Below are 22,102 nucleotides of genomic sequence, written 5' to 3'. Positions count from 1 at the left end.
CCGATAAAAGAGGTGTTTGAAAATGGAACAATGGATCGTGGAGTGGATGGACCGGTTCGGATATGCGGGCGTGTTCCTGCTCATCACGTTGGAGAACGTGTTCCCGCCGATCCCGTCGGAGATCGTCCTGACGTTCGGCGGCTTTATGACCACCTACTCGGACCTTGGCATCGCGGGCGTCATCCTTTTTTCCACACTTGGCTCGCTGGCCGGCGCCCTCATTCTCTACTATATCGGATTCCTATTCGATCAAGCGCGGATGGAACGCATCGTCGGCAGATGGGGCCGGTGGCTGCGGCTGACCCCGTCCGACGTGCGCAAAACGTACCGGTGGTTCGGGAAGTACGGCGTCTGGGCGGTGTTCCTGTGCCGGCTGGTCCCGCTGCTGCGAAGCCTGATCTCCATTCCGGCGGGCAGCACCCGCATGAACGTCTGGTTGTTCGCCCTGCTGACGACGCTGGGCTCGCTCATCTGGAACGCGGCCCTCGTCGGCATCGGCGCCGCCGTCGGCTCCTCGTGGGAGAGTATTCTCACATATATGGACTTGTACTCGCACATCGTCTACGCTCTCCTCGCCCTGGCCTTGCTCGTCGTCGCGGTATTGCTTTTCCGGAAGAAAAGAGCGGCTCGCGCCGATTGACCGGCGACCGAGAGCTCCGAGCGATTGGCTCGGAGCTCTTCGCATGAATGCGACCAACCGGTTCGTCAAGCCTTCCCCGCTCAGTGCGATCAAGCTGAAGCGGATTGAGCTTGCCATGCTCGAATCGGCCGATCGCAAAGGGTTTGAGCCGTTGGAGCTCTCGCCGGCCGGGCCTATTTCGGCGGAACATCAGGCCAAGAGGCGCAAGTGCTTCTTCATTGCAGAAAAGGATACGTTGATCCGGACGGCTTCATGGACAGAATGTACGAACATTTGAAGGAGCGATTTCCGGCCGTCGCGCTTGTTGCAGACAGAGAAGAGAGCGACAACCGCTACTATCAGGGAATCAATTTCAAGATCAACGTGAACGCGTGAGCATCGCGGACGGCGGGTTTGTCGATTGGACCGGCAATTGCTCGGGAATAAAAAGGAACGCTTGTTGATCAGCGGCACCGGCATGGACCTGCAGCTGGCGGCGGGCCTGATCGGTTGAACGGGATTACCGAACCTTCAGAGCGCTTTCTACGACAGCATCCCGCGTCTTCGCCTCGAACCAGTTCGGATAGAGCGGCTCCGGCCGGGTCAGTTCGCCGAGCTGCGAGAATTCCTCCCGGCTTAGCGTCAACTCGGCCGCCTTCAGGTTGTCCTCCAGCTGCGACAGACGGCTGGCGCCGATCAGCACGCTGTCCACGTGCGGCTGGGCGAGCAGCCAGGCGAGCGACACTTGCGCCGGCGTCGCGCCATGCCGTTCCGCGATGCCGCGCACGGTGTCCAGCACGGTAAAGCCCCATTCCTTGTCGTGCGGAAGGAAATCGAAGCCGCTCAGCCGCTTGTCCGGATCGTTCAGGTTGTCCCGGGTATACTTGCCGCTCAGAAAACCGCCGGCGAGCGGTCCCCAGACGGTCAGCCCGACGCCGCCGTCCTGCATGAACGGGATCGCTTCGTGTTCAAGGTCGCGGCCGATCAGCGAATAATACATCTGCCCGTTGACGAACGTCGCCCACCGGCGCTCGCGCTGCATCTGAACCGCCTTCGCGGCCAGCCACGCCGGCCAGTTCGAATAGCCGATGTAGCGGACTTTGCCTTGGCGGACCAGATCGTTCAAGGCCTCAAGCGTTTCTTCGAGCGGGGTGAACGGGTCGGTCTTGTGGACGATGTACAGATCGATATAGTCCGTGTTCAAGCGGGCCAGGCTTTCCTCGCAGGCGGCCAGCAGATGCTTCCGGGACAGTCCGGACCGGACGAGCCCCGGCCCCATGCGGTTGCCGGCCTTGGTGGCGATAACGACATCCTGGCGCCGCTTGCCGATCAGCCTGCCGAGCATCTCCTCGCTTTGACCGTCCGCATACGCATCCGCCGTATCGAAGAAGTTGACCCCGGCGTCCAGCGCCCGGTCTACCAGCTCCTGCGCCTGATCCTGCCCGACCTTATAGATGGTCGGAAGGTTCCCCGATCCGAAAGTCATCGTCCCGAACGCGAGCTCCGATACAAGCAGTCCCGAATTTCCCAATGTCACGTATTTCATGTTTGTTCCTCCTCGTTTTGTTCGATGAATTCAGTATAGGCGGCCGAACCGCCCTTCTTCTTGAACGATCCGCTCGTCTGCCGGAACGAAATGCTCATTTGTAGAGGAAGCCGAGGCTGCGATAAAATAGAGAAAGTAAAAAGAAGCCGGACGCGGCGATGCGTCGGCAACCGGGAGGAGGGAGAGGCATGCCGGATACGCCGATCGTCACCAGCGATTCGTTCGGCTGGTCGGGAATGAGACTGTCGGGATGGGAAGGGGTCTCGCCGCAGGAAGCGCACGAGCCGGTGCTGGCGGAGCATCTCATCGTGATCCACATGACGCCGCAGCCGGTCCAAGTGTTCGAGCGGGCGGACGGGTACCGGGGCGAGGGGGTTGCGAGGCCAGGCGACATCAATGTTTTCTCGGCGGGGGACTTGTCGGTTTGCCGTTGGGAGAGCGAGCTGTCCTTTCTGCGTCTGGACTTGTCGCCGTCGCTGACGAATCGGGTCGCCGAGGAGCTGGAGCTTCCCGGCGGAGGCGGAGCCGTCGATTTCGGCAGGCATATCCGCTTGAACGACGAGCGGGTCATGCAGGTCGCCCGGTGGCTGTACGAGGATTTGCGGGCAGGAGGGCCGGGTGGCTCCCTGTATGCGGAATCGATGATCCGGATGCTGTCCGTTCATATGCTGCAGCGCTACGGAGCCGTATCCGCGAGAACGGATAACCAACCCCTGCGTCTCGCCCGGACCCAGGTGGACGGAGCGCTGCAGTATATCCATGCTTTTCTCGATCGGGAGCTGTCGCTGGACGCCATCGCAGCCGCGGCGCATGTCAGCGCGTCCCATCTCGTTCGGCTGTTCAAGCAGGCGACGGGGCTTGCTCCCCATCAGTACGTCGTCCGGGAACGAATCCGCCGGGCCCGCGATCTGCTGCTCGCCGGCCGTCCCGTGCAGGACGTCGCCGCGTCGCTCGGCTTCAGCGACCAAAGCCACTTGAACCGTCATTTCAAGCGGATCGTCGGTGTTACTCCCGGCGAATTCGTCCGGCAATGCCGCTGACCGGCGAGGCCTGTGTCTCCTTCCGCCCGAAGGCGCCGATGCGCGCATGGAACAGTCCGATCAGCAGCGCGCCGATCGCGGCCGCGGCGGCGCAGGGGGCGGGATGCTTCGGCAAATCCGACGCGTAGAGCAGCCAGCCTGCCAGAATGAGGCCGACCCAGCCCGCGATCAGGTTCGGCACCGGCGAATTTCCGAAGATGCAGGGGTAGTGTTCCTTTGTAATCCCTTTGACGAAATGGGGGACGGCGTTGGCGCCGAGCAGCCCGCCTCCGAAGCTGAAGAGCAAGGTTAGCAGCATGCGAACGGTTCACTCCTTCTATGGCGTATGGGATGAATCCATTGTGCCAAAAAGGAGAGGGCCGTACCTGGTGTTCATTATGATAGGCAGGAAGAGGAGGGGGGGAGGGGATGGCCGATTCGCGAGCCCCGCAGCTTCAAGCGTTGGGACGGATGCTTCGCTCGTGCCGATCCAGGCTGTCGCCCGCCGATGTAGGGCTGCCTCCCGGCCATAATCGACGGCGGACGCCCGGCCTGCGCCGGGAGGAAGTCGCCGAATTGGCCGGCGTCAGCGTCACCTGGTACACCTGGCTCGAGCAGGGCAGGGACATTCGCGCGACGGCGTCCATTCTGGACTGCGTCGGACGCGCGCTGCGCATGAGCGCCGACGAGTACGCGCACATGATGGACCTGGCCGGTTTTCCGGCGCGCACGAACCGGCCGGCGGAGACGGAGCGATCGGTGCCCGCCCGATGGCGGCTGATTCTGGCCGGCATGTCCCATCCGGCCCTGATCGTCGACGAACGGGCGGACGTGTTGGTCTGGAATGCCGCCGCTTGCGCCCTTTTCGCCGATTTCGGCGCGCTCCCCGAAGCGGAGCGGAACATGATTTGGCAGTGGTTTGCAAATCCCGACCTTCGGGAACGGATCGCCAATTGGGAGGAGCGGTCCCCTTATGCGGTCGCCTTGTTCCGAAGCTTGTTCGACCGCAATGCCGGCGATCCGTGGTTTCCCCGGTTTGTCGAGAAGCTCGCGGCGGCCAGCCCTTACTTTCGGGAGCGGTGGAGCCGCCATGAGGTGAGACGGAAGTCGGGCGGCGAGCTGGAATTTGTCCCTTCCGGCGCCGAAGCCGCGCAACGGCTGGAGACAACCTCCTTCCGGAACGTGGACGGCCGGGAGGGCGTTCACCTTTTCGTGTTTACTCCGGAGGACACGGATTAGACTTCACGAGCTTATGTACGGCGCGGCGGCATCCGCTTGCAGTGCCAAATTCCTGCGAATGTGCAGGTTTTCGGTACCCGAAGGGATTCGGAAGGTCATATTCCTGCAAAAATACATCCATTTCGGGCCGCCACGCTCCATTTGGACGAATGAATCATGAAAAGCCTGCATTTTTGCAGTCTTTTCATGATTATTGCCGAGTGTCCTATGGAAAAACTGCATTTTCGCAGGCTTTTCTCAGTTATAGCGAATGCCCTATGGAAAAACTGCAATTCGCAGGCTTTAACCGCATGTCTTAAGGAAAACCTGCATTCCTGCAGAAATTGCCGGCCTCGAGCGGCTGCAGCCTTACTTCTTCCCGTTCGCCTCCAGCAGCATATCGACGAACAGGTCGATCTGTCCCATGATGGCGATCGGATCGTACCGGTAGTACGTGTCGAAGTCGTTGAAGAAGAAACGATTCTTCTGCACGGCCGGGATGTTCTTCCAGATCGGGGAAGCTTTGAACTTGGCGAGTTGATCGCCTTTTTTCTCCGGATCGTACGTCGTCATGAACATGTAATCAGCCGCGTATTCGGGCAGGAGCTCCAACGAGATTTGCTTCGTCTGGTCGCCGCTCTTGATCTTCTCGGGCATCTTCAGCTGCAGCGCGTTATAGACCGCCTGGCCGCCCCGGCCCGCGTTGTCCCCGAACATCCACAGCTCGCCCTTGTCCGTCAATTCGTACAAGCCGACCGTCGCGTTCTCGTCCATGACGCCCTTCAGCTTCTCCCGGCCCTCCGCCGCCTTCTGCTCATACTTGGCGAGGAACTCCTCCGCCTTGTCCGGCGCGCCGACGATGTCACCGAACAGCTTCACGGTGTCCTCGATGTTGGTCGCCGTGCCGTACGGAATATGAATCGTCGGCGCGATCTTGGACAGCGCCTCGTAGTTCGTATCGTACATAACGACGATCAGATCCGGCTTCATCGCAAGCGTCTTCTCGGGATCGACGTCCGTGCCCACGTCCTCCGCGCCGTCCAGCATCCCTTTAAGGAAAGGATTGTCGAAGGTGGTCGGTTCGACGCCCACCACGTTCGCGCCGACAGACAGCAGCTCGCCCCCATAGTAGTCGGTGACGATCCGCTGCGGCTTCGTCGGGATCTTTACCGTGCCTTTGTCGGTCTCGTAGTCGCGGAACGCCGCAGCGCCCGCCGAATCCGTCGGCGTTGCCGAAGCAGAAGCCGAAGGGCTGCCCGCCGGAGGCTCGCTGGCCTCCGGCGAGGCGCCGTTGCCCCCGCCCGAATTCCCGCATGCCGCCAACAACAATACAAAAGCTAGAACAACCGCAGCCGCTTGGAACCGGCTTCTTCTTCTCACCATGACGAGCCTCCACCTATACACGCATATTTTACGATAATGAGAATCATTATCATCAAAAGAATAGCAGGATAGGCTATCCGTTGTCAACGGATTCGGTGAAGAAGATGAACCGTTTCGTGCAGATCCGATAAGGCGGATTCCGTTCCTGAGCGAGCGGGATTCTCACGCATAAGGCTTGAGGAGGACCTCTTGAATAAGCTGTTCGGCGGCCAAAATGCGACAAGCCCCTCGGCAGCGAATGCCGAGGGGCCAAAAATCTTTGAAAAGCAGTTGTCATATGGTCACAAATCTGATAGAATAACGTGTAACGCATTTATGCGTTTCGTTTCCTCAATCATAACCATGTTACCACGATTTTTCCTCTAAGTCAACATACGTTTTAGCCCGTTTTAGCCCGTATCAGGCGCGAATCGCGCTGCAAGGAGGGGTTGGGAATGTCGGACGAACAACGGCAAGAGTTCCCGGAAGATGAACTGAGTTTACCGCCCGGATTGAAGATGGATGATCCGGTGAGAATGTATTTGAAGGAGATCGGGCGCGTTCCCCTGCTGTCCGCCGACGAAGAGATCGATCTGGCGCAGCGGATCGAAGCCGGCGACGAGCAGGCGAAGCGGCGGCTGGCCGAAGCGAACCTGCGGCTGGTCGTCAGTATCGCAAGAAGATATGTAGGCCGGGGCATGCTGTTTCTCGACCTGATTCAGGAGGGAAACATGGGGCTGATCCGGGCGGTCGAGAAATTCGATTACCGCAAGGGGTTCAAATTCAGCACCTACGCCACCTGGTGGATCCGGCAGGCGATCACCCGCAGCATCGCGGACCACAGCCGGACGATCCGCATTCCGGTCCATATGGTGGAGACCATCAACAAGCTGGTGCGCATCTCCAGGCAGCTGCTGCAGGATCTGGGCCGGGAACCGACGCCGGAAGAGATCGCGCAGAAGATGGAATTGACCGTGGAGAAGGTGCTGGAGATTCAGAAGATCTCCCAGGAACCGATCTCGCTCGAGATGCCGATCGGCGAAGAGAACGATTCGAAGCTCGGCGAATTCATCGAGGATCAGGAGGCGCCCGCGCCGGCCGACGCCGCGGCTTACGAGCTCTTGAAGGAGCAGCTCGCGGACGTGCTCGATACGCTGACGGAACGCGAGGAGAGCGTGCTCCGCCTGCGGTTCGGACTCGACGACGGCCGCAGCCGCACGCTGGAGGAAGTGGGCCAGGAATTCGGCGTCACGCGGGAACGCATCCGCCAGATCGAGGCGAAGGCGCTGCGCAAGCTGAGGCACCCGAGCCGGAGCAAGCGGTTGAAGGATTTCCTGGAGTAATCGGTTGCGCCGTACGCGGTTCATCCTCTACAATAGAAGCATTCACCCGCGCGTGACTGGCGTAGCATGGGCCACCATGGGGGAGCGCGCGGACATACTGTGCCGTACGCCTGGGCAGAGGTAAGGGGTTCGTTCCCCTTGCCTCTTTCTGTCTTTTATCGGACAAAAAAAGGAGCGATGAGGCATGAACGAACAACCGCTGATTTTGAACGGGACCGTCGTGGCGCAGCAGATCAAGGATGAGCTGGCCGTCCGGGTTCAGACATTGACGGAGAAGGGCGTCGTCCCTTGTCTGGCCACCATTCTGGTCGGGGACGACCCGGCGTCCGCCACGTACGTGCGCATGAAGGGGAACGCTTGCGCCCGGCTGGGCATTCGCTCCCTGAAGGTGGAGCTCGGCAAGACGACGTCGACCGCCGGGCTGGTCGCCGAGATCGAGCGCTTGAACGACGATCCGAGCGTCCACGGCATTCTGCTTCAGCATCCGGTACCGGAGCATATCGACGAGAGAGCCGCGTTCGAGGCGATTCGTCTGGACAAGGACGTGGACGGAGTCACGACGGCCGGCTTCGCCCAGAACGCCTTCGGAATGGCGGCCTACCCGTCCTGCACGCCGGCCGCCATCCTCGCCATTCTCGACCATTACGGCCTTCCGATCGAAGGCAAGCACGCGGTCGTCGTCGGCCGCAGCCCGATTCTGGGCAAGCCGGTCTCGCAGATGCTGCTCAACCGCAACGCGACGGTCACCGTCTGCCACTCCCGCACGCAGGATCTGGGCCGCATTGTCGCGCTCGGAGATATCGTCGTCGCCGCCGTCGGCCGGCCGCAGTTCATTCGGGGGGATTGGATAAAGGAAGGAGCCGTCGTTCTGGACGCCGGCTATAACGAAGGGAATGTCGGGGACGTCGATTACGAAGCGTGCCTGCCGCGAGTCTCCGCCATCACCCCGGTCCCGGCCGGAGTAGGCCCCGTCACGATCGCGACTCTTCTCAAGCATACGGTAGAGGCGGCCGAGCGCACCCTCTGAAGCGTTCGCTTTCGCGGAAGAGACGCTCCCGAATACTCGCTTGGGGGCACCCGACAACGAGGGTGAAGGGAGATGATCCCTACCCTTGTCGATGCTGCCTGCCTATTTTTTATCACCGGGATCGACCTTGGCTCCGTTCAAGGTCGATTTTTTATTTCAAGAGCCGCTATGCTCGATCTGTTCCGAAAAAACGGGAAAGATGCGCCGCAACAAGCTCCGGGTTGCCGTCATCTTCCGGACCGTCATGGCCCAAACCTTCAAAGGCAAATCGGTTTACCCGAGGCGATATGCCGTTTAAATAATCAAGTGAAACCATAAGCCAAGCCGGGCTTTTCGTTCCTCCAAGCAGGAGAATGTTTGCTCGTAGATCTTTATAGTCGTCAAGCGTATCGCTCATTTCATCGATGACTTTCATGTCATACTGCCAGGTAGGAACCAGTGAACGAATCGTTACTTTTTCTTCTGTAGATTTGCCTTGGAACATCATGACGACAGCAAGCATAGGCGCAAGAAAAAACCGAGGGATTTTCGTGAATACAGGCACGGTTGCAAGCCCTTGCATTCCGGTAACAAGTGCGTTTGCCAATTTTCCTTTTGCCAGTTCGCGTTTGTAGCGTTTCACCCAGGAAGTAGGTGCCGATCCATTAACGGAATAGGGCGGCTCATAGAGGGCGACATTCCGCAAAGAAGGGGTGGCCCATGCTGTTTTAAGCGTAACAAGCGCTCCTGCGCTTAAACCGAAAATATTTGCAGCTCCTGTTTTTGCAATAAGAGCTTGCATGTCTTCCACTTCTCTTTCAACGCCAAATGAGTCCCCCGCCGGGCCGCTCATTCCACGTCCGCGCCGGTCCGGAATATAGACTGTAAATGTATGAGATAAAATATGCGCAAGTTTCATAAAGTCCTGGGAAGACTTTAATCCGCCATGCACTAATATAACTCCGGGTCCTTTTCCAAGTTGTCTATACCCGATTAGCGTTCCGTCTTTGGAGACAACGGTATTTTTTATATAGATTGGCTTCGTATGTTTCACCCCGGCTTCACAATAAGTCAACACTGTTCACTTATAGCACTAAGCATGATATAATGTCAAGCATGAGACCAAAACCCAAACCACGACTATTGAACACATCTCGTATCACGGTTGCTGCATTTGCGTTGCTCAACGAACAAGGCTTACATGCATTCTCGCTTAGAACTCTCGCGTCTCGACTTGATGTGCACGTATCGGCGCTATACCGACATTTTGAAAACAAAGACGCGCTCCTGCTTCACCTTACGCGTACGATGCTCGATGACCAGCCGCTCGCCATGCCAAAAAACGAAAAGGCAACTTGGCAAGAGTGGCTCCTTGCCAGTGCACATTCGTTGAGAAATGCTTTGTTAACTTATCGTGACGGACCGCAGTTGTGCGTTGCCTATCATCAACAGATCGATTCGGCTCACTCTCGTGCCCTTTTTCATGCCTTACATGTTCAAGGCTTTACGCATAGGGATGCAAGTTATTGCGTAAGCACGTTAACGAATTTCATTATCGGATTCACTCTGGAAGAAGAGTACGAGCGAAGCCATCTGAACGACGAGCGTCCGGAGATAGCTAATCGACCACTCTCCGTCAACGTTTCAGCCCCGGCACGCACTGCAGACATTGAGTTTGCTTATAGTCTTGAGTTATTTATTAATGGAATCGATGCGACTGTGAAACGAATGTGATTGCTCCAGTGCTATCGTCATGCTGCTCAAGCATACGGTAGAGGCGGCCGCATCCGGGTGTGAAGGCCGCTCTTCGCTCTCCGCCAGGAGGAGCTGCGAGACGCGCTCGTAATGGGCCTCGCTGTCGATCAGGACGACTTGCTGTCCAAGCTCCAGGCCTTGGCGGACGAAAGCGGCGGCATTGCTGATGTAGGCTTCTAGATATATAGAATGTGCGCGCCCCCGCTCAATTCGATCTGATCGGTCAATGCGAAGGTAACTTCCGTCGTATTCAATGCCTGTCCCCCCTAGAGTATGGCCCGACCGTGAGAAACGGGAAAATAAGTCGTTGACATTGACGCAGCGTAAAGGTGTACGGTGAAGATGTCGGGAGGCGAGACCATGGAATATACGGTGCAGAAGCTGGGCCGCTTGGCGGGAATCAGCACGAGAACGCTGCGGTATTACGACGAGATCGGGATTCTGAAGCCGGCCAGAATCAATTCGTCGGGATACCGGATCTACGGCCAGGCGGAGGTGGACCGGCTGCAGCAGATCTTGTTCTACCGGGAGCTTGGCGTCGGGCTGGAGCAGATCAAGGAGATCGTGACCGATCCTGCCTTCAATGCGGCCGCGGCGCTTAGGGAGCATCGGGAGCAGCTTCTCGACAGAAGAAGGCAATTGGATCTCCTGATCGCGAGCGTGGAGATGACGATTGCCGCATCCGAAGGGAGAAGAACGATGAGCGACCAAGAGAAGTTCGAAGGCTTCAAGCAGAAGCTGATCGACGATAACGAGCGGAAGTACGGCAAGGAAATTCGGGAAAAATACGGGGAAGAGACGGTCAACCGGTCGAACGGGAAGCTGAAAAATATGACGAAGGAAGAGCACGAACGACTGACGCGGCTCTCGGAAGAACTCGAGCGCACGCTGGCGGAGGCATTCGCCGGCGGTGACCCGGCCTCGGAGATCGCGCAGCGGGCGGCGGACTTGCATCGCCAGTGGCTGAGCTTCTACTGGCCCGAATACACCAAAGAGGCGCACGCGGGCCTGGCCCGGATGTACGTCGACGACGAGCGGTTCAAAGCTCATTACGACGCGAAGCAGCCGGGAACGGCGGAATTCCTGCGGGACGCCATCCGGATCTACGCGGGCGTGCAGGCGTAGCCGCGGTTGCAAGCGAGAAAAAGACGGCGCGCCGGCCGGAGGGTCGGGGCGCCGTCTTTTTTATGCCGGTTCGCAAGAGGGGTCAGCCGTTCGAACTCGACTCAAGCCGATCCTGCAGTTGGAGCGTGATCGGACAGTGATCGCTGCCCAGCACGTGCGCGTCGATTCCCGCATCGATCAGAAGCGGAACGATCCGGTCGGACGCGACAAAATAATCGATGCGCCACCCGACGTTCCGCTCCCGCACTTTCGGCATGTTCGACCACCAGGTGAAGGCGTCGTTCCGTTCGGGGTAGAAGTGCCGGAACGTGTCGGTGAAGCCGGCGTTCAGAAGCCTCGTCATCTTTTCCCGTTCCTCGTCCGTGAACCCGGAATTGCCCCGGTTGCTCCGCCAATTCTTGATATCGATCTCGCGGTGGGCGACGTTCAGGTCGCCGCAGGCGAGCACCGGCTTGACGGCATCCAGCTCCTGCAGATAGCCGCGGAACCGGTCTTCCCACTCCAGCCGATACGGCAGCCGGGACAAGTCTCGCTTGGCGTTCGGGGTATACACGTTGACGAGATAGAACTCGTCGAACTCGAGCGTCAGAATCCGGCCTTCCGGCTCGCGATCCTCTTCGATTCCGTACCGGACCGATAACGGCTTCAGCCGCGTGAACACCGCCGTGCCGGAATAGCCTTTTTTCTCCGCGTAGTTCCAATATTGCGCGTACTCGTCTCCGAGCTCGAGCTCGATCTGCCCGTCCTGCAGCTTCGTCTCCTGCAGGCAGAAGACGTCGGCGCCGGCTTCCGCGAAGTAATCCAAGAATCCTTTGTTTACGCAGGACCGGAGGCCGTTGACGTTCCAGGATACCAGCTTCATGTCGGTTATCTCCTTGCATCTGATAGACTTCGATTCTCTTAGTTTATCATAGCAAGCGAATCCGTCCAGTCCGTCCGGCGGTTTACTATTTCTTGTCGGGAGAAGGGGGGACGACGAACGGTTCGCCGGCGTCCATTCCGGTATCGGTCATCATGATGCGGATATCCGCTTCGAATCCGGATCGCGAGAACGCCTCCGCCCAATCTTCGGACCAGCTTTTCCACAATCGCGGATGCCGCCGCTGCGCATATTCGCCCGCGTGTATCACGTCCGCTTTGCGGGCGCGGATCAACGCCATGCTCTCTTCCAGCCCGGTCTTCACCTCCTGGCGAAGCCGATTGAGGAATGCACGGTTCTCCTGCTCCGATGTCGTGCGGGAGCAGTTGAATTCACTCGCTTTCCCTTTCATCTTCAACAGAATTCGGATGGCTGGCTCGCCTTTGCGGGAGGAAACGCTCGTTCGGGAACGGGCGGAAGTCACGAGAAAAGCATCGCTTTTTCCGTTTGGCTTGCCGCTCTGTCCCCGGCAGGGCATCTGAATGATCCCTCCCTTGAATTGACCGCGCAGCATCAGCACGTACGGAGCAAGGGAGAGGGGGATCGGATCGGAAATCGTCCCCTCCGGAAATCGCAGAACGGACAGCCCGTTAATCAGGGCCAGGATCGGCTTCCCGTTCGAGAGCTCGATGCGTGGGATCAGATCGGCCGTCGGCGACGGGGTCTCGGCCATGATGCTCAAGTCGAGAAGGGTCAGTCGGTTGGCGGTTCCCAATTGGCTGCCCGTCGTTTGTTCGACGGTTTTGAGCTGCTGTCCGATGGTGCTCTCGATCAGAGGCTTGATCTCCAGGAACGAGCCGGCTTCACCGGTTGCGATAAAAACGCTGGTCGATCCCCGCGGTCCCTGGCTGCGCGAGAAGAAGTCGAGAACGTCGCCGATGCTCCGGTTCCGCGCGAAGTCCTCGCTGAGGAGAAGGGCGCGCATATGGCTCCACTGCAGATTTCGTCCCAGCCGGCCGGAGATTTGCGCCGCGGCTTCCGATACCGTGTCCGAGACGTTCGTCAGGTTCAGGAAGGATCCCGATTTGGCCGCTCCTGCCGTTTGGGCTTCCGGGCTTCCGGGCTTGTAAATTTGCGTCGTCAGACGAATGCGGCCGTCCGGCGCCCGATCGATCGCCGCGGCTTGGACGTATCCCCAGTTCGTCAGCTCGTTTTTGTCCCAGCATCCTGCAAGCAACGGGAAGATCGCGAACAGCAGCGCCGATGCCGCGACGGCTCTCCTCATCCGGGATCCTTCCTTCCGTTCGACGGAATGCTTAGCCTGCGGCTGCGGGGAGAGCGCAGGAGCTGCTTCAGGGGAATGCGAACCACAATATCGCGCATATCCTTCCAGCGGAACGGAGCGAGCGACGTCAGATAAGGCTGTCCGAGCGTATGCAGGCTGGTCAAATGAAGCAGAGTGAGCAGCATGGCGATCATCAGGCCGAATCCTCCAAGGGCTGCGGCGGCGACCATATAAGGAAAGCGGAGAATGCGCAGCGCAATCCCCATTCCATAGTTCGGAATGGCGAAGGAGGCGATCCCTGTAAGCGCGACGACGATCACCATGATCGGCGAGGCGATCTTGGCCATGATGGCCGCCTGTCCGATGACCAGCGCCCCGACGATGCTGACTGCGGGACCTACGGGCCGGGGCAGCCGAATCCCCGCCTCCCGGAGCAGCTCGAAGGAGATCTCCATGATGAGCGCCTCCACGAACGCGGAGAAAGGAATGCCTTCCCGCGTGTCGAGAATCGCCAGCAGAAGCACGGTCGGAATGAGCTCCGAGTGAAAGGTCGACAGCGCGATGTAGATGCTGGGCAGCGTCAACGCGATCGAGAACGCCAGCAGGCGGAGCAGGCGAATCATGGAAGCGTAGACGGTCCGGACGTAATAATCCTCGCTCGAGCCGATGAAATCGACGAGATACGCGGGAGCGATAAGGATCGAAGGCGTATGATCGACCAGGACGGCGATCTTCCCTTCCATCAGAGCCGCTGTCGCCGTATCGGTTCTCTCCGTATAGCGGAATTGGGGGAACGGCGAATAGGCGGAATCCTGAATCCAGTCCTCGACGTAGGATGTCTCCGGCACGTCGTATCGCTCCAAACCTGCGATTCGGCGGCGAAATTCGGCGAGCAGGTCGGGAGCGACGACCGGCTCGAGGTAACAGAACGCGATGCTGGTCTTGGACAATCTCCCGGCGGAGATCCATTCGATCTTTAAATCCGAAGAAGGGATTCTCTGTCGGAGCAAGCCGAGGTTCTTGCCGAGGTCTTCGACGGTTCCCTCGCGCGGCCCGTGAACGACAGGCTCGTTGACCGGCTCCGAGACCGGCCGCTTCTCGATCTCCGGGGCATGGTAAACGAGCGCGCCGTCCCATTGGTCGAAGAACAGGACGACGCATCCTTGCAGAACGAGATCGACGACCTCGGACAATTCCCGGACGACGGCGAACCCCTGCTTCGCGACCCCTCCGCTTTGGAAGTAGCTGCCGACCGCGGAGGGAGTCGCGGTCGCGGCGGCGCCCGAATCCAGGCCGGTCAGGTCGTGAAGGGTTTGCTTTACGTAAGGGTTGCGGTCTTCGGGCACCAGCGTGCGGCAATAAACGGACAGCGCTTCGTATCCGAGATCCGCGCCGTAGCTCCAATGGTCGAAGGAGATATCGTGGCAATTCTCGAAGACGCGCTTCAGAAAAGCCCGGTTGGAGCTCAGCGAAGCGGAGACGGCCGGAGCCTTGGCGGTCTGAGGCGTCAAGCGGCGTTCTTCCTTTCCTGCGAACCGGGATTCCCCCGCAGCCACGACAAGACGACGAGGAGCAAGGTGAGCCCGCAGCCGATTCCGAGTACGGTGCACGGCCATACGGTGTAAACCTGAAACAGGAAATCGGCCGGATTCGCGAACAAAGTGAGAGATAGCATCACGCAGACGAGGGCGATGGGAAAGATAAAGGCGGATTCGTCCTTGGCGCCGAGCAGCTGAGCCATGATTCGATTCAGAATGAGGAGGTAGACGGTGGCCTTCATGTATGAGCCCAGAATCAGCGCCATTCCGATCACGGCTTCGACTCTTTGGCTCGAACCGCTGCCGCCGATGTTGCTGGCCAGCGTATACAGCGAATAATTGAAATGGCCCGCCGCGGCTCCGAACGCGGCCGTCGAACAGATCGCCGCGAGAAACATGAGAACGCCGGTAATCGTGAACGCGCGGATCAACCTTCCCGGCAGCAGCTTCTCTTGCTCCTTCGAAGCGTAGGGCAGAAACGCCAGAAAGAGAAAGACCTCTCCGAACGGGAACCCGCCGGCGATCAGAAGGCCGTGCAGCACCGGCTTGATCCCTTTGTCGGCGATCGGCAGCAGCCGGCCCCAATCGTACAGAGGCAGCGCCAGGATGAGAACGGCCAGGGAGAAGACGACCATCACGGGCACCAGCATGACGAACAGCCTTGCCGTAATCTTGCTCCCCGCCTTCGCGGTTAGCGCGGAGACGGCCAGACTGAAGGAGCAGAAGATATAGGGCGGCGTCCGGGGCATCATTCCGCTGACGAAGAAATCGCCGATACCGGCTACGATCGCGGGGATGGCGAAGAACAGCATTCCGACGACCGGCACCAGTACGGCGGGGCCCGCAACTCGGCCCAGCAGCTGCCTGCAGCAGCCGAAGAGGCCGCCTTCCTTCCCATGCCGGCGATAAAGATAAAGGATGCCTCCGAGCATCGCCAAGCCGAACAAGTACGCGGCCAAGACGGAGAGCCACGAGCCGTTGCCCGCGGCCTGCGCCAGCGGAGCCGGGATGTAAACGATGGCGGACCCCATCGAGGCGGCAATCAGCAGACTGCCCAATTGATTGGCGGTTAATGACGAGGAATCGCGCATGACGTTCGTCCCTTCATGAAGACGCTCCGAACCATTGAACCACGGTTCGGGCCGCGGGCCCGTACGCCCATTTCAACAATTCGCCGTATCCGGGCAAATCCGGCTGAAGGCAGAAGACGAGGGATAGATAAACGGCCGTTAAGGCGAGTGCCAGTCGGGCGAGTTTGATTCTGCGGCCGCGCTTCTTCCAATCCCGCATCTCCGCCAGCGCCCAGAAGGCGAAGAGCAGCAGCAGGAAAACGTATTTATCCACGGCCATCCCCTCTTTTGACGCGTGTGACGCGTGCCGGATTTTCCTTATTTTCACTTACAAGCGACTTTCATATGCATGCGGGGCGAAGGGGAACCGATTCTCTCGAAGGAATAAAAAAGCCTCCGATCCCGCGCAAGAGCGAGGATTCGGAGGCTGCATCGTCCGGAGACGCCGTTCAAAAAAAGGAGGCTGGCCGGCTCATCGGTCCGCGATGTCGAGGAAAAGAACGAGTTCGCGGCCGACCGGGATGGAGATGGTGCGGATCCAGGCGTGAGTGTCCAAGTCCGCGTATTTGGGCGATACTTTCATCTCGGGCGTTTGGCCTTCGGCTTCGAGCAGGTGGGGGATGAAGTACGGTCGCCAGTTCCAGTCCGATCCGCGGTAATCTTCCTCCCGATTCCAGCCGCCGGAAGCGTGGCGCGTATGGTTCGACGAGAGCTGAATGCCGTTCCGTCCGCACAGATACACGCGCAAACAAGTCTCGTCCAGCCTCGGAAGCCAGGCGCCGATCGCCTCGTCGGCATGCTCCGAAGCCGCGTTCGCGTCCTCCCCGGACGTCCCGGACGCTTCGATCGCTTCAAGGCGGACCCCGACCCCGGCCGCCAGCGCCGATCGGGCAAGCGCCATTCCCCGGTCGTGCCATTCCCGTTCCGACTGCTGAAGCAGCCGCCTGTGCTCATGCAGCTCCCGCTCGATCAGCGCGGCGAACGCGTCCTTCTCCCGGAACGACGGCTCGGCGGGCGCGAACAGGTATCCTTGCACGTAACGGGCCCCGACATGAATCGCGCGCTGCAGGTCCTCGCGGGTCTCCACGCCTTCGATCAGCAGCGACGCTCCGATCTGCTCGGCTAACGTCGAGAAGGAGCGGAGTACGCCCAGGTAACCGCTGTGGTACGCGCTTTTTTTCATCAAGTGGATGTCGATCTTCAGCACGTTCGGCTGAATCTGCGCGATCCGGTCGTAGCTGCTGAAGCCCGAGCCGATGTCGTCGATGGCGATCTGGCAGCCTTGGTCCCGGTACAGCTTGATAACCTCGCTCAGCTCCGACGCCGAGCCGCCGAACTCTTCCTCCGTGATCTCGATGCAGATCTTGCGCGGATCGATGTTGTAGCGGCCGAGCAGCGAAAGAGTGTGCAATTCTCCCGTCGCCCGATAATGACGGTGAATCCAGGAAGGCTTCAGGTTGAGAAAAATCGTAGGCGGATCGGGCGCCGCGCCCGCTTTGGCGATCGCCTGCTCCCGCAGCAGCCGGTCGATGCGCAACTGTTCGGCTACCGGTACCCGGGGGTCGGAGAAGAACGGCCCGAGGCTGCGGACGGAATCGCCATCCACCAGTCTGCCCAGCGCTTCGAAGCCGGCGATACGGCGCGTGTCGAGCGCCACGATCGGCTGGAAAAAGGCGGCGAGACGCTCCTCCGGAGGTGCAGGGGGCACCCCTTGGTTGTCGATAAGCAACGATGAATCCCCCTTTACGAGACGACAATGTCATGAAAAATGACGTAAAACCTTTTGTCTCGATTGTAAAGGAAGACTCAGGGAATAGATAGTCTCATTTTCGACAAATTAATCGCCCGATTCGGGATCGGCCGGCTTCGGCGAATCCGCAGAGCCCGGGCGGCCGGATCGCTTCTCCGGCGCGGACCGCGCCTTCTCGATCTCGGCTGCGAGCAGCTCCCGCATCTCCTCCAGCTTGCGGGGATCGGCCGTCTCGCCTTTTTCCGCCAGATACCGTTCGGAGAAAAGCTCCCATGACGGCGTCAACTTCTTCGTGAGCATCGTCCGGACGGCCGTCTTGATCAGGCGGCGTTCTTTGGCGTTCGTGAACTGATCCTTGAACCGCTTCTTCTGTTCCAGATCCAGATGGGGGAAGACGGCGCGGAAGATGTCCGCCGTCATCTTCGCGTCGTCCAGCGCCCGGTGCGCCGATCCGTCCGCCGAGATGCCGAGCTCCTGCAGGGCGGCTTCGACGCTGACGTCGTTCGTGACGTTCCGGTACCGCAAATATCCTTTGAGCAAATCGAAGTAGTCGGTCGCCATCCAGAAGGCGTCGTCCAGCTTGTGCATGCGCGTGTCATAAATGATGCGCTTCAGGTCCTCCCCGCCCCAAGTGACGAGCAGGAACGGCTCGCCGCGGCGAAGCCAGGCGACGAAGTCCCGAATCACCTGCGGGAAGCCGGCCGCGCCGTCGATCTGTTCTTGGGCGATGCCGGTCTTCTTCTTAATGAAGCTGTTCAGCTTGGCGAAATAAACGGGCTTGACGAAAGCGGCGAACTCGTCCGTGACGCGCAGGGACGCATCAAGCCGAACGGCGCCGATCTCGATCACTTCCATCGGCAGCTCGCTGGCGAACTTGCGGCCGTTGAATTCGATGTCCAATACGATGTAGTCCATGGCTGCCCTCCGAGTGGCGGCTTCCGCTCCGGCGGAATTGCCGCTGGTGGTTCCATTCTATCAGAAAACCGGACGAATGAAACGCAAGCGGCCGGCGTTCGTCGGCAGGCGGCAGCCCCGATCCTTGAATTCGCCCCGCCAACCGATTTCGCGCCCGTCGTGACATCCGCCTCGTCCGTTTTGGAGAATGGAACCATAGGCTAGAGGGAGTCCCATTCGATCAGGAGGCGGGGGAAAAGATGAGCCGATCGACGATGTCGAGCAAGTGGCGCAAAACGAAAGTGTTGACGGGCTCGAGACGGCTGGCCCGGCACGTCCCGCGCACCGAAAAGCTGAACGAGCGCGTTCTCGGGAGCATGCTGCGCCGCTATGGGATGATCTACATCAAGCCGATTGCCGGCTCTCTCGGCGTCGGCGTGATGAAGGTAGAGCGGATCGGCGCGCAGGTCCGGATTCATGCGGGGACGAGAAAGACGCGGCACGCCTCCAGCCGGGAAGCTTACCGCTGGATATTGCGGCATAAGAGGAAGGGAACGTATTTGGCTCAGAAAGGAATCCGTACCCTTCGGCACCGCGGTCGTCCGGTCGACTTCCGCGTCGTCGTGCAGCGCAATTACGACAAGGGCCGGGCCTGGGAGATCACCGGCATGCTTGCGCGGGTAGCGCATCCGCGCAAAGCGGTTACGAACGCGAGCCAAGGAGGGCGGATTCATCCCGTCCCCCGTCTGCTCGCGGGGACCGTCGGCCGGAGCGCCGCCGGAACGCTGCTTCGCCGGTTTCGCGGCTTGGCCCGAACGACGGCGGGCGCGTTTGGCCGGGCTTTCCCGGCCATGAACGAGCTCGGGCTTGACATCGCGGTGGACCGGAAGCTCCGATGCTGGATTCTGGAGGTGAACACGCGCCCGGATCTCCGCCCGTTCTCGCTGCTGCCGGACCGCGCCGTCCTAAAGCGGATGCTGAAGCTGGCCCGAGGATACGGCAGAACGGTCCGCCATCCCTATAAGACGGATGCCAAGCGCGGATAAAAGGCGCTTAAAGACCGTCCGGTCCGAGACTCTGCTCCGGTTCCGGCCATGCCTGGTGCCGGGGAAGCTTTTTCTCCGGGGGAGGACAAGCCGTTTAAGACGGATTTCGAAAATAACGGCAAAAACGATTGACAATAATAGTGAGAACCATTATCATTCAACTCATGTGAGAATGATTTTCAACGACTCGTTCGATAGATAAAAATGAAAAGCAAGGAGAGATTCCATGTCGCGGTTAAGCACGAATCGGTTATCGCTCGCTTACGGGAGCCGGCGTATTGTGGAGGAGCTGAATCTGTCCGTACCGGACGGGAAAATCACCGCTCTGGTCGGTTCGAACGGATCGGGCAAGTCGACGATCCTGAAGGCGATGGCGAGAATTCTGAGCCCGCAAGGCGGAGGCGTCATCCTGGACGGCAAGGAGATTCACCGCCAGTCCACTCGCGAGGTGGCGAAGCAGCTGGCCATTCTGCCGCAGAATCCGACCGCTCCCGAAGGGCTGACGGTCCAGGAGCTGGTCTCGTTCGGCCGGTATCCCCATCAGAAAGGGTTCGGCAGCTTAGGCGCCGAGGACCGGCGGATGGTGGAATGGGCGCTTCGTTCGACCGGCATGTACGAATTCGCCGACCGTCCCGTCGATCAGCTGTCCGGCGGCCAGCGGCAGCGCGCCTGGATCGCGATGGCGCTCGCTCAGGGAACGGAGATCGTGCTGCTGGACGAACCGACGACATTCCTCGACATGGCGCACCAGATCGAAGTCATGATGCTGCTCGAGAAGCTGAATCTGGAGCAGCGCCGGACGATCGTCATGGTCGTGCACGATTTGAACCACGCGTCCCGCTATGCGCACCATCTCGTCGCACTCAAGAGAGGCCAAGTGCTGTATGAGGGTTCTCCGGAGGAAGTCATGACGCCCGACATGCTGAGGACGGTATTTGGAATCGACGCCGACGTCATTCCGGATCCGCGTTCCGGCACGCCGATGTGCCTTCCTTACGGGCTGGCGCGCGACGTCGCATCCGAAGCGGCGGTTCCGGAGTCCCGGACGCCCGCGGTCGACCGCGAGCCGGTCGGAGTTGCCGGCTAACGCGATTGATTTAATCCTCTTCGTTCGCGCCATTCCAAATCCGATGCGGCAGGGACCGTTCGCGGTCCCGCCGGCTGCAACGGACCTAACCCGCGCCCTTTCCTATTTTTTTAGAAAAATATTTCGGATACCTGCAGATTTGACGGTCTGGGCGGGGCGGTTTCCGTCTGCCTTTTGAATGTAAAAATTTACTGGGCTTAAGGCTGCGCCGGACCCGGCTCGCCGTCAGTGCCATTGCGGTCGCGCTCGCCGCGGCGAACGTCGGCACTGTCGGCTTTATCGGGCTGCTCGCTCCTCACGCGGCGCGGATGCTGGCCGGCCCCTCCCACCGCCGCGGCTTAGTTCTTTCCTTGCTTCTTGGCGGGCTGCTTCTGGTCGCGGCGGATTGGATCGGCCGGATCGTCCTGTCGCCGAAGGAGATCCCTTCCGGCATCGTCACGGCGCTGCTCGGCGCTCCCTATTTATTGTGGCTGATGTCCCGCGCAAAGAAGGCGGGATAACGAGCATAACGCCCTTTTCGTCCGGGTTGCGGATGGAAAGGGCGTTTGTCATTCCGGGCGGCGAAAGGTAAAATGAGGGGAAAGCGCATTCATACTGGAGGTTATTTTTCGATGATTCCGCATTCCGACATCGCCGCCCGAATCGCCGCCGTTCAAGAGCAAATCGCCACGGCCGTGGTCGGCAAGCAGGAGGTGGTCGAACGGCTGCTCATCGCGCTGCTCGCCTCCGGCCACATCATCCTGGAGGACGTTCCGGGAACGGGCAAGACGCTCATGGCCAAGTCGCTGGCCCGCACGCTTCAATGCGATTTCAAGCGCATCCAGTTCACTGCCGACCTTCTTCCCTCCGACATCTCCGGCATCAACTTCTACAACCAGCCGGCCGGCCGCTTCGAGCTGCGTCAAGGACCGGTGTTCACGAACATCCTGCTGGCGGACGAACTGAACCGGGCGACGCCCAGGACGCAGTCCAGCCTGCTCGAAGCGATGGAAGAGCGTCAGGTGACGATCGACGGAGAGACGTATCCGCTTCCGAAGCCGTTCCTCGTCATCGCCACCCAGAATCCGATCGAGAGCCACGGTACGTTCCCGCTGCCGGAAGCGCAGCTGGACCGTTTTATGATGCGCATTCGGATGGGATATCCGTCGACGGAAGAGGAGATCGAGATTCTGCGCCGCTTCTCCGTCCGCGATCCGCTTCCGGAGGTGCGGGCGGTGCTCGACCGGGAACGGCTGTTCGATCTCCAAAGCCAAGTGCCGCAGGTGCGGATCGGCGAAGAGCTGCTCGCCTATTTGCTGGCGATCGTAACCGCGACGCGGGAGCATCCCGATCTGGCGGGCGGAGTGAGCCCGCGCGGCAGCCTGCAGCTCGCCAAGGCCGCGCAGGCGCGCGCGCTTCTTCACGGCCGGGATTTCGTCGTGCCCGAGGACATCAAGTCGCTGGCCGTGCCGGTTTTCGCGCACCGGATTTTGTTCAAGGACCTGTTCGGGGGCGACGGCGGCCGGCCGGAGAAGCTGCTCGAGGACATCCTGCGGAACGTTCCGGTTCCGGCGGAGCCTGCGCTGGAACGGAGCTGAAGC

General features: G+C 60.0%; 23 protein-coding genes and 1 riboswitch. Of the genes, 12 read left to right on the top strand and 11 right to left on the bottom strand.

Translation table 11 applies throughout. The annotated features are described in order from the left end of the window. Positions 1-22 precede the first annotated feature (22 nt). A complete protein-coding gene (locus tag H7C18_RS23075; RefSeq protein WP_185131473.1) occupies positions 23-640 on the top strand; it encodes a DedA family protein in 618 nt (205 codons plus the stop codon). Between the two features lie 252 nt (positions 641-892). Continuing rightward, the gene (locus H7C18_RS35585; RefSeq protein ID WP_273387760.1) at positions 893-1,015 is read left to right on the top strand and encodes a hypothetical protein; all 123 of its coding nucleotides are present in this window, start codon (positions 893-895) and stop codon (positions 1,013-1,015) included. 124 nt (positions 1,016-1,139) lie between these two features. Here H7C18_RS35585 and H7C18_RS23070 read toward each other — a convergent pair whose 3' ends face one another. Next, entirely contained in the window at positions 1,140-2,165 is a 1,026-nt protein-coding gene (locus H7C18_RS23070; RefSeq protein ID WP_185131472.1) for an aldo/keto reductase, read from the bottom strand. Between the two features lie 188 nt (positions 2,166-2,353). Between H7C18_RS23070 and H7C18_RS23065 the strand changes: the two genes are divergently transcribed. Continuing rightward, complete coding sequence (locus tag H7C18_RS23065; protein ID WP_185131471.1) at positions 2,354-3,205, top strand: helix-turn-helix domain-containing protein; 852 nt, start codon at positions 2,354-2,356, stop codon at positions 3,203-3,205. Here H7C18_RS23065 and H7C18_RS23060 read toward each other — a convergent pair. Next, on the bottom strand, positions 3,171-3,503 hold the full coding sequence (locus tag H7C18_RS23060; protein ID WP_185131470.1) for a hypothetical protein: 333 nt from the start codon (positions 3,501-3,503) through the stop codon (positions 3,171-3,173). The genes H7C18_RS23065 and H7C18_RS23060 overlap by 35 nt on opposite strands. Before the next feature lie 110 nt (positions 3,504-3,613). On the opposite strand from H7C18_RS23060, the gene H7C18_RS23055 reads away from it, so the two are divergent. After that, positions 3,614-4,423, top strand: coding sequence for a helix-turn-helix transcriptional regulator (locus H7C18_RS23055; protein ID WP_185131469.1), 810 nt, complete (start codon positions 3,614-3,616; stop codon positions 4,421-4,423). Positions 4,424-4,771: 348 nt separating this feature from the next. On the opposite strand, the gene H7C18_RS23050 is transcribed toward H7C18_RS23055, so the two are convergent. Next, positions 4,772-5,785 (bottom strand): iron-hydroxamate ABC transporter substrate-binding protein, encoded by a 1,014-nt coding sequence (locus H7C18_RS23050; protein WP_185131468.1) that lies wholly within the window; start codon positions 5,783-5,785, stop codon positions 4,772-4,774. A gap of 434 nt (positions 5,786-6,219) precedes the next feature. Between H7C18_RS23050 and rpoD the strand changes: the two genes are divergently transcribed. Next, positions 6,220-7,107: an RNA polymerase sigma factor RpoD gene (gene rpoD / locus H7C18_RS23045; protein WP_185131467.1), complete on the top strand. Its 888-nt coding sequence runs from the start codon at positions 6,220-6,222 to the stop codon at positions 7,105-7,107. A 42-nt stretch (positions 7,108-7,149) separates the two neighbouring features. Next, positions 7,150-7,230, top strand: a riboswitch (ZMP/ZTP riboswitch). A 61-nt stretch (positions 7,231-7,291) separates the two neighbouring features. Next, on the top strand, positions 7,292-8,134 hold the full coding sequence (locus H7C18_RS23040) for a bifunctional 5,10-methylenetetrahydrofolate dehydrogenase/5,10-methenyltetrahydrofolate cyclohydrolase (RefSeq protein ID WP_185131466.1): 843 nt from the start codon (positions 7,292-7,294) through the stop codon (positions 8,132-8,134). A gap of 166 nt (positions 8,135-8,300) precedes the next feature. Here H7C18_RS23040 and H7C18_RS23035 read toward each other — a convergent pair whose 3' ends face one another. Further along, on the bottom strand, positions 8,301-9,065 hold the full coding sequence (locus H7C18_RS23035; protein WP_185131465.1) for an alpha/beta fold hydrolase: 765 nt from the start codon (positions 9,063-9,065) through the stop codon (positions 8,301-8,303). A gap of 164 nt (positions 9,066-9,229) precedes the next feature. On the opposite strand from H7C18_RS23035, the gene H7C18_RS23030 reads away from it, so the two are divergent. Continuing rightward, a complete protein-coding gene (locus H7C18_RS23030) occupies positions 9,230-9,847 on the top strand; it encodes a TetR/AcrR family transcriptional regulator C-terminal domain-containing protein (protein ID WP_185131464.1) in 618 nt (205 codons plus the stop codon). A gap of 381 nt (positions 9,848-10,228) precedes the next feature. After that, positions 10,229-10,993, top strand: a complete 765-nt coding sequence (locus tag H7C18_RS23025; RefSeq protein ID WP_185131463.1) for a MerR family transcriptional regulator — start codon at positions 10,229-10,231, stop codon at positions 10,991-10,993. 82 nt (positions 10,994-11,075) lie between these two features. On the opposite strand, the gene H7C18_RS23020 is transcribed toward H7C18_RS23025, so the two are convergent. The 7 genes from H7C18_RS23020 to H7C18_RS22990 form a co-directional block, all read right to left on the bottom strand. Continuing rightward, positions 11,076-11,855, bottom strand: coding sequence for an exodeoxyribonuclease III (locus H7C18_RS23020; RefSeq protein ID WP_185131462.1), 780 nt, complete (start codon positions 11,853-11,855; stop codon positions 11,076-11,078). Positions 11,856-11,940: 85 nt separating this feature from the next. Further along, on the bottom strand, positions 11,941-13,137 hold the full coding sequence (locus tag H7C18_RS23015) for a Ger(x)C family spore germination protein (RefSeq protein WP_185131461.1): 1,197 nt from the start codon (positions 13,135-13,137) through the stop codon (positions 11,941-11,943). Further along, entirely contained in the window at positions 13,134-14,648 is a 1,515-nt protein-coding gene (locus H7C18_RS23010) for a spore germination protein (RefSeq protein WP_238357898.1), read from the bottom strand. Before H7C18_RS23010 ends, H7C18_RS23015 begins: the two co-directional genes overlap by 4 nt. Continuing rightward, positions 14,645-15,766 carry a GerAB/ArcD/ProY family transporter gene (locus H7C18_RS23005; protein ID WP_185131459.1) on the bottom strand — a complete coding sequence of 374 codons (1,122 nt, stop codon included), beginning with the start codon at positions 15,764-15,766 and terminating at the stop codon, positions 14,645-14,647. The genes H7C18_RS23010 and H7C18_RS23005 overlap by 4 nt, the downstream gene beginning before the upstream one ends. A gap of 13 nt (positions 15,767-15,779) precedes the next feature. Further along, positions 15,780-16,019 carry a hypothetical protein gene (locus H7C18_RS23000; protein WP_185131458.1) on the bottom strand — a complete coding sequence of 80 codons (240 nt, stop codon included), beginning with the start codon at positions 16,017-16,019 and terminating at the stop codon, positions 15,780-15,782. A 198-nt stretch (positions 16,020-16,217) separates the two neighbouring features. Continuing rightward, positions 16,218-17,474: an EAL domain-containing protein gene (locus H7C18_RS22995; RefSeq protein ID WP_185131457.1), complete on the bottom strand. Its 1,257-nt coding sequence runs from the start codon at positions 17,472-17,474 to the stop codon at positions 16,218-16,220. A 108-nt stretch (positions 17,475-17,582) separates the two neighbouring features. Further along, positions 17,583-18,410, bottom strand: coding sequence for a 3'-5' exonuclease (locus tag H7C18_RS22990; RefSeq protein ID WP_185131456.1), 828 nt, complete (start codon positions 18,408-18,410; stop codon positions 17,583-17,585). Positions 18,411-18,649: 239 nt separating this feature from the next. Here H7C18_RS22990 and H7C18_RS22985 point away from each other — a divergent pair, with 239 nt between their 5' ends. The 4 genes from H7C18_RS22985 to H7C18_RS22970 all read left to right on the top strand — a co-directional run bounded on the left by H7C18_RS22985 (position 18,650) and on the right by H7C18_RS22970 (position 22,099). Continuing rightward, on the top strand, positions 18,650-19,435 hold the full coding sequence (locus H7C18_RS22985; protein ID WP_185131455.1) for a YheC/YheD family protein: 786 nt from the start codon (positions 18,650-18,652) through the stop codon (positions 19,433-19,435). Between the two features lie 226 nt (positions 19,436-19,661). Further along, a complete protein-coding gene (locus H7C18_RS22980; protein WP_185131454.1) occupies positions 19,662-20,522 on the top strand; it encodes an ABC transporter ATP-binding protein in 861 nt (286 codons plus the stop codon). Positions 20,523-20,689: 167 nt separating this feature from the next. After that, positions 20,690-21,022 (top strand): iron chelate uptake ABC transporter family permease subunit, encoded by a 333-nt coding sequence (locus H7C18_RS22975; RefSeq protein WP_185131660.1) that lies wholly within the window; start codon positions 20,690-20,692, stop codon positions 21,020-21,022. 111 nt (positions 21,023-21,133) lie between these two features. After that, positions 21,134-22,099, top strand: coding sequence for an AAA family ATPase (locus H7C18_RS22970; RefSeq protein ID WP_185131453.1), 966 nt, complete (start codon positions 21,134-21,136; stop codon positions 22,097-22,099). Positions 22,100-22,102: the final 3 nt, after the last annotated feature.

Origin of the sequence: Cohnella zeiphila, from assembly GCF_014212055.1 — a bacterium.
Lineage (GTDB): Bacteria > Bacillota > Bacilli > Paenibacillales > Paenibacillaceae > Cohnella > Cohnella zeiphila.
This window is presented reverse-complemented; position numbering and strand designations above follow the sequence as displayed.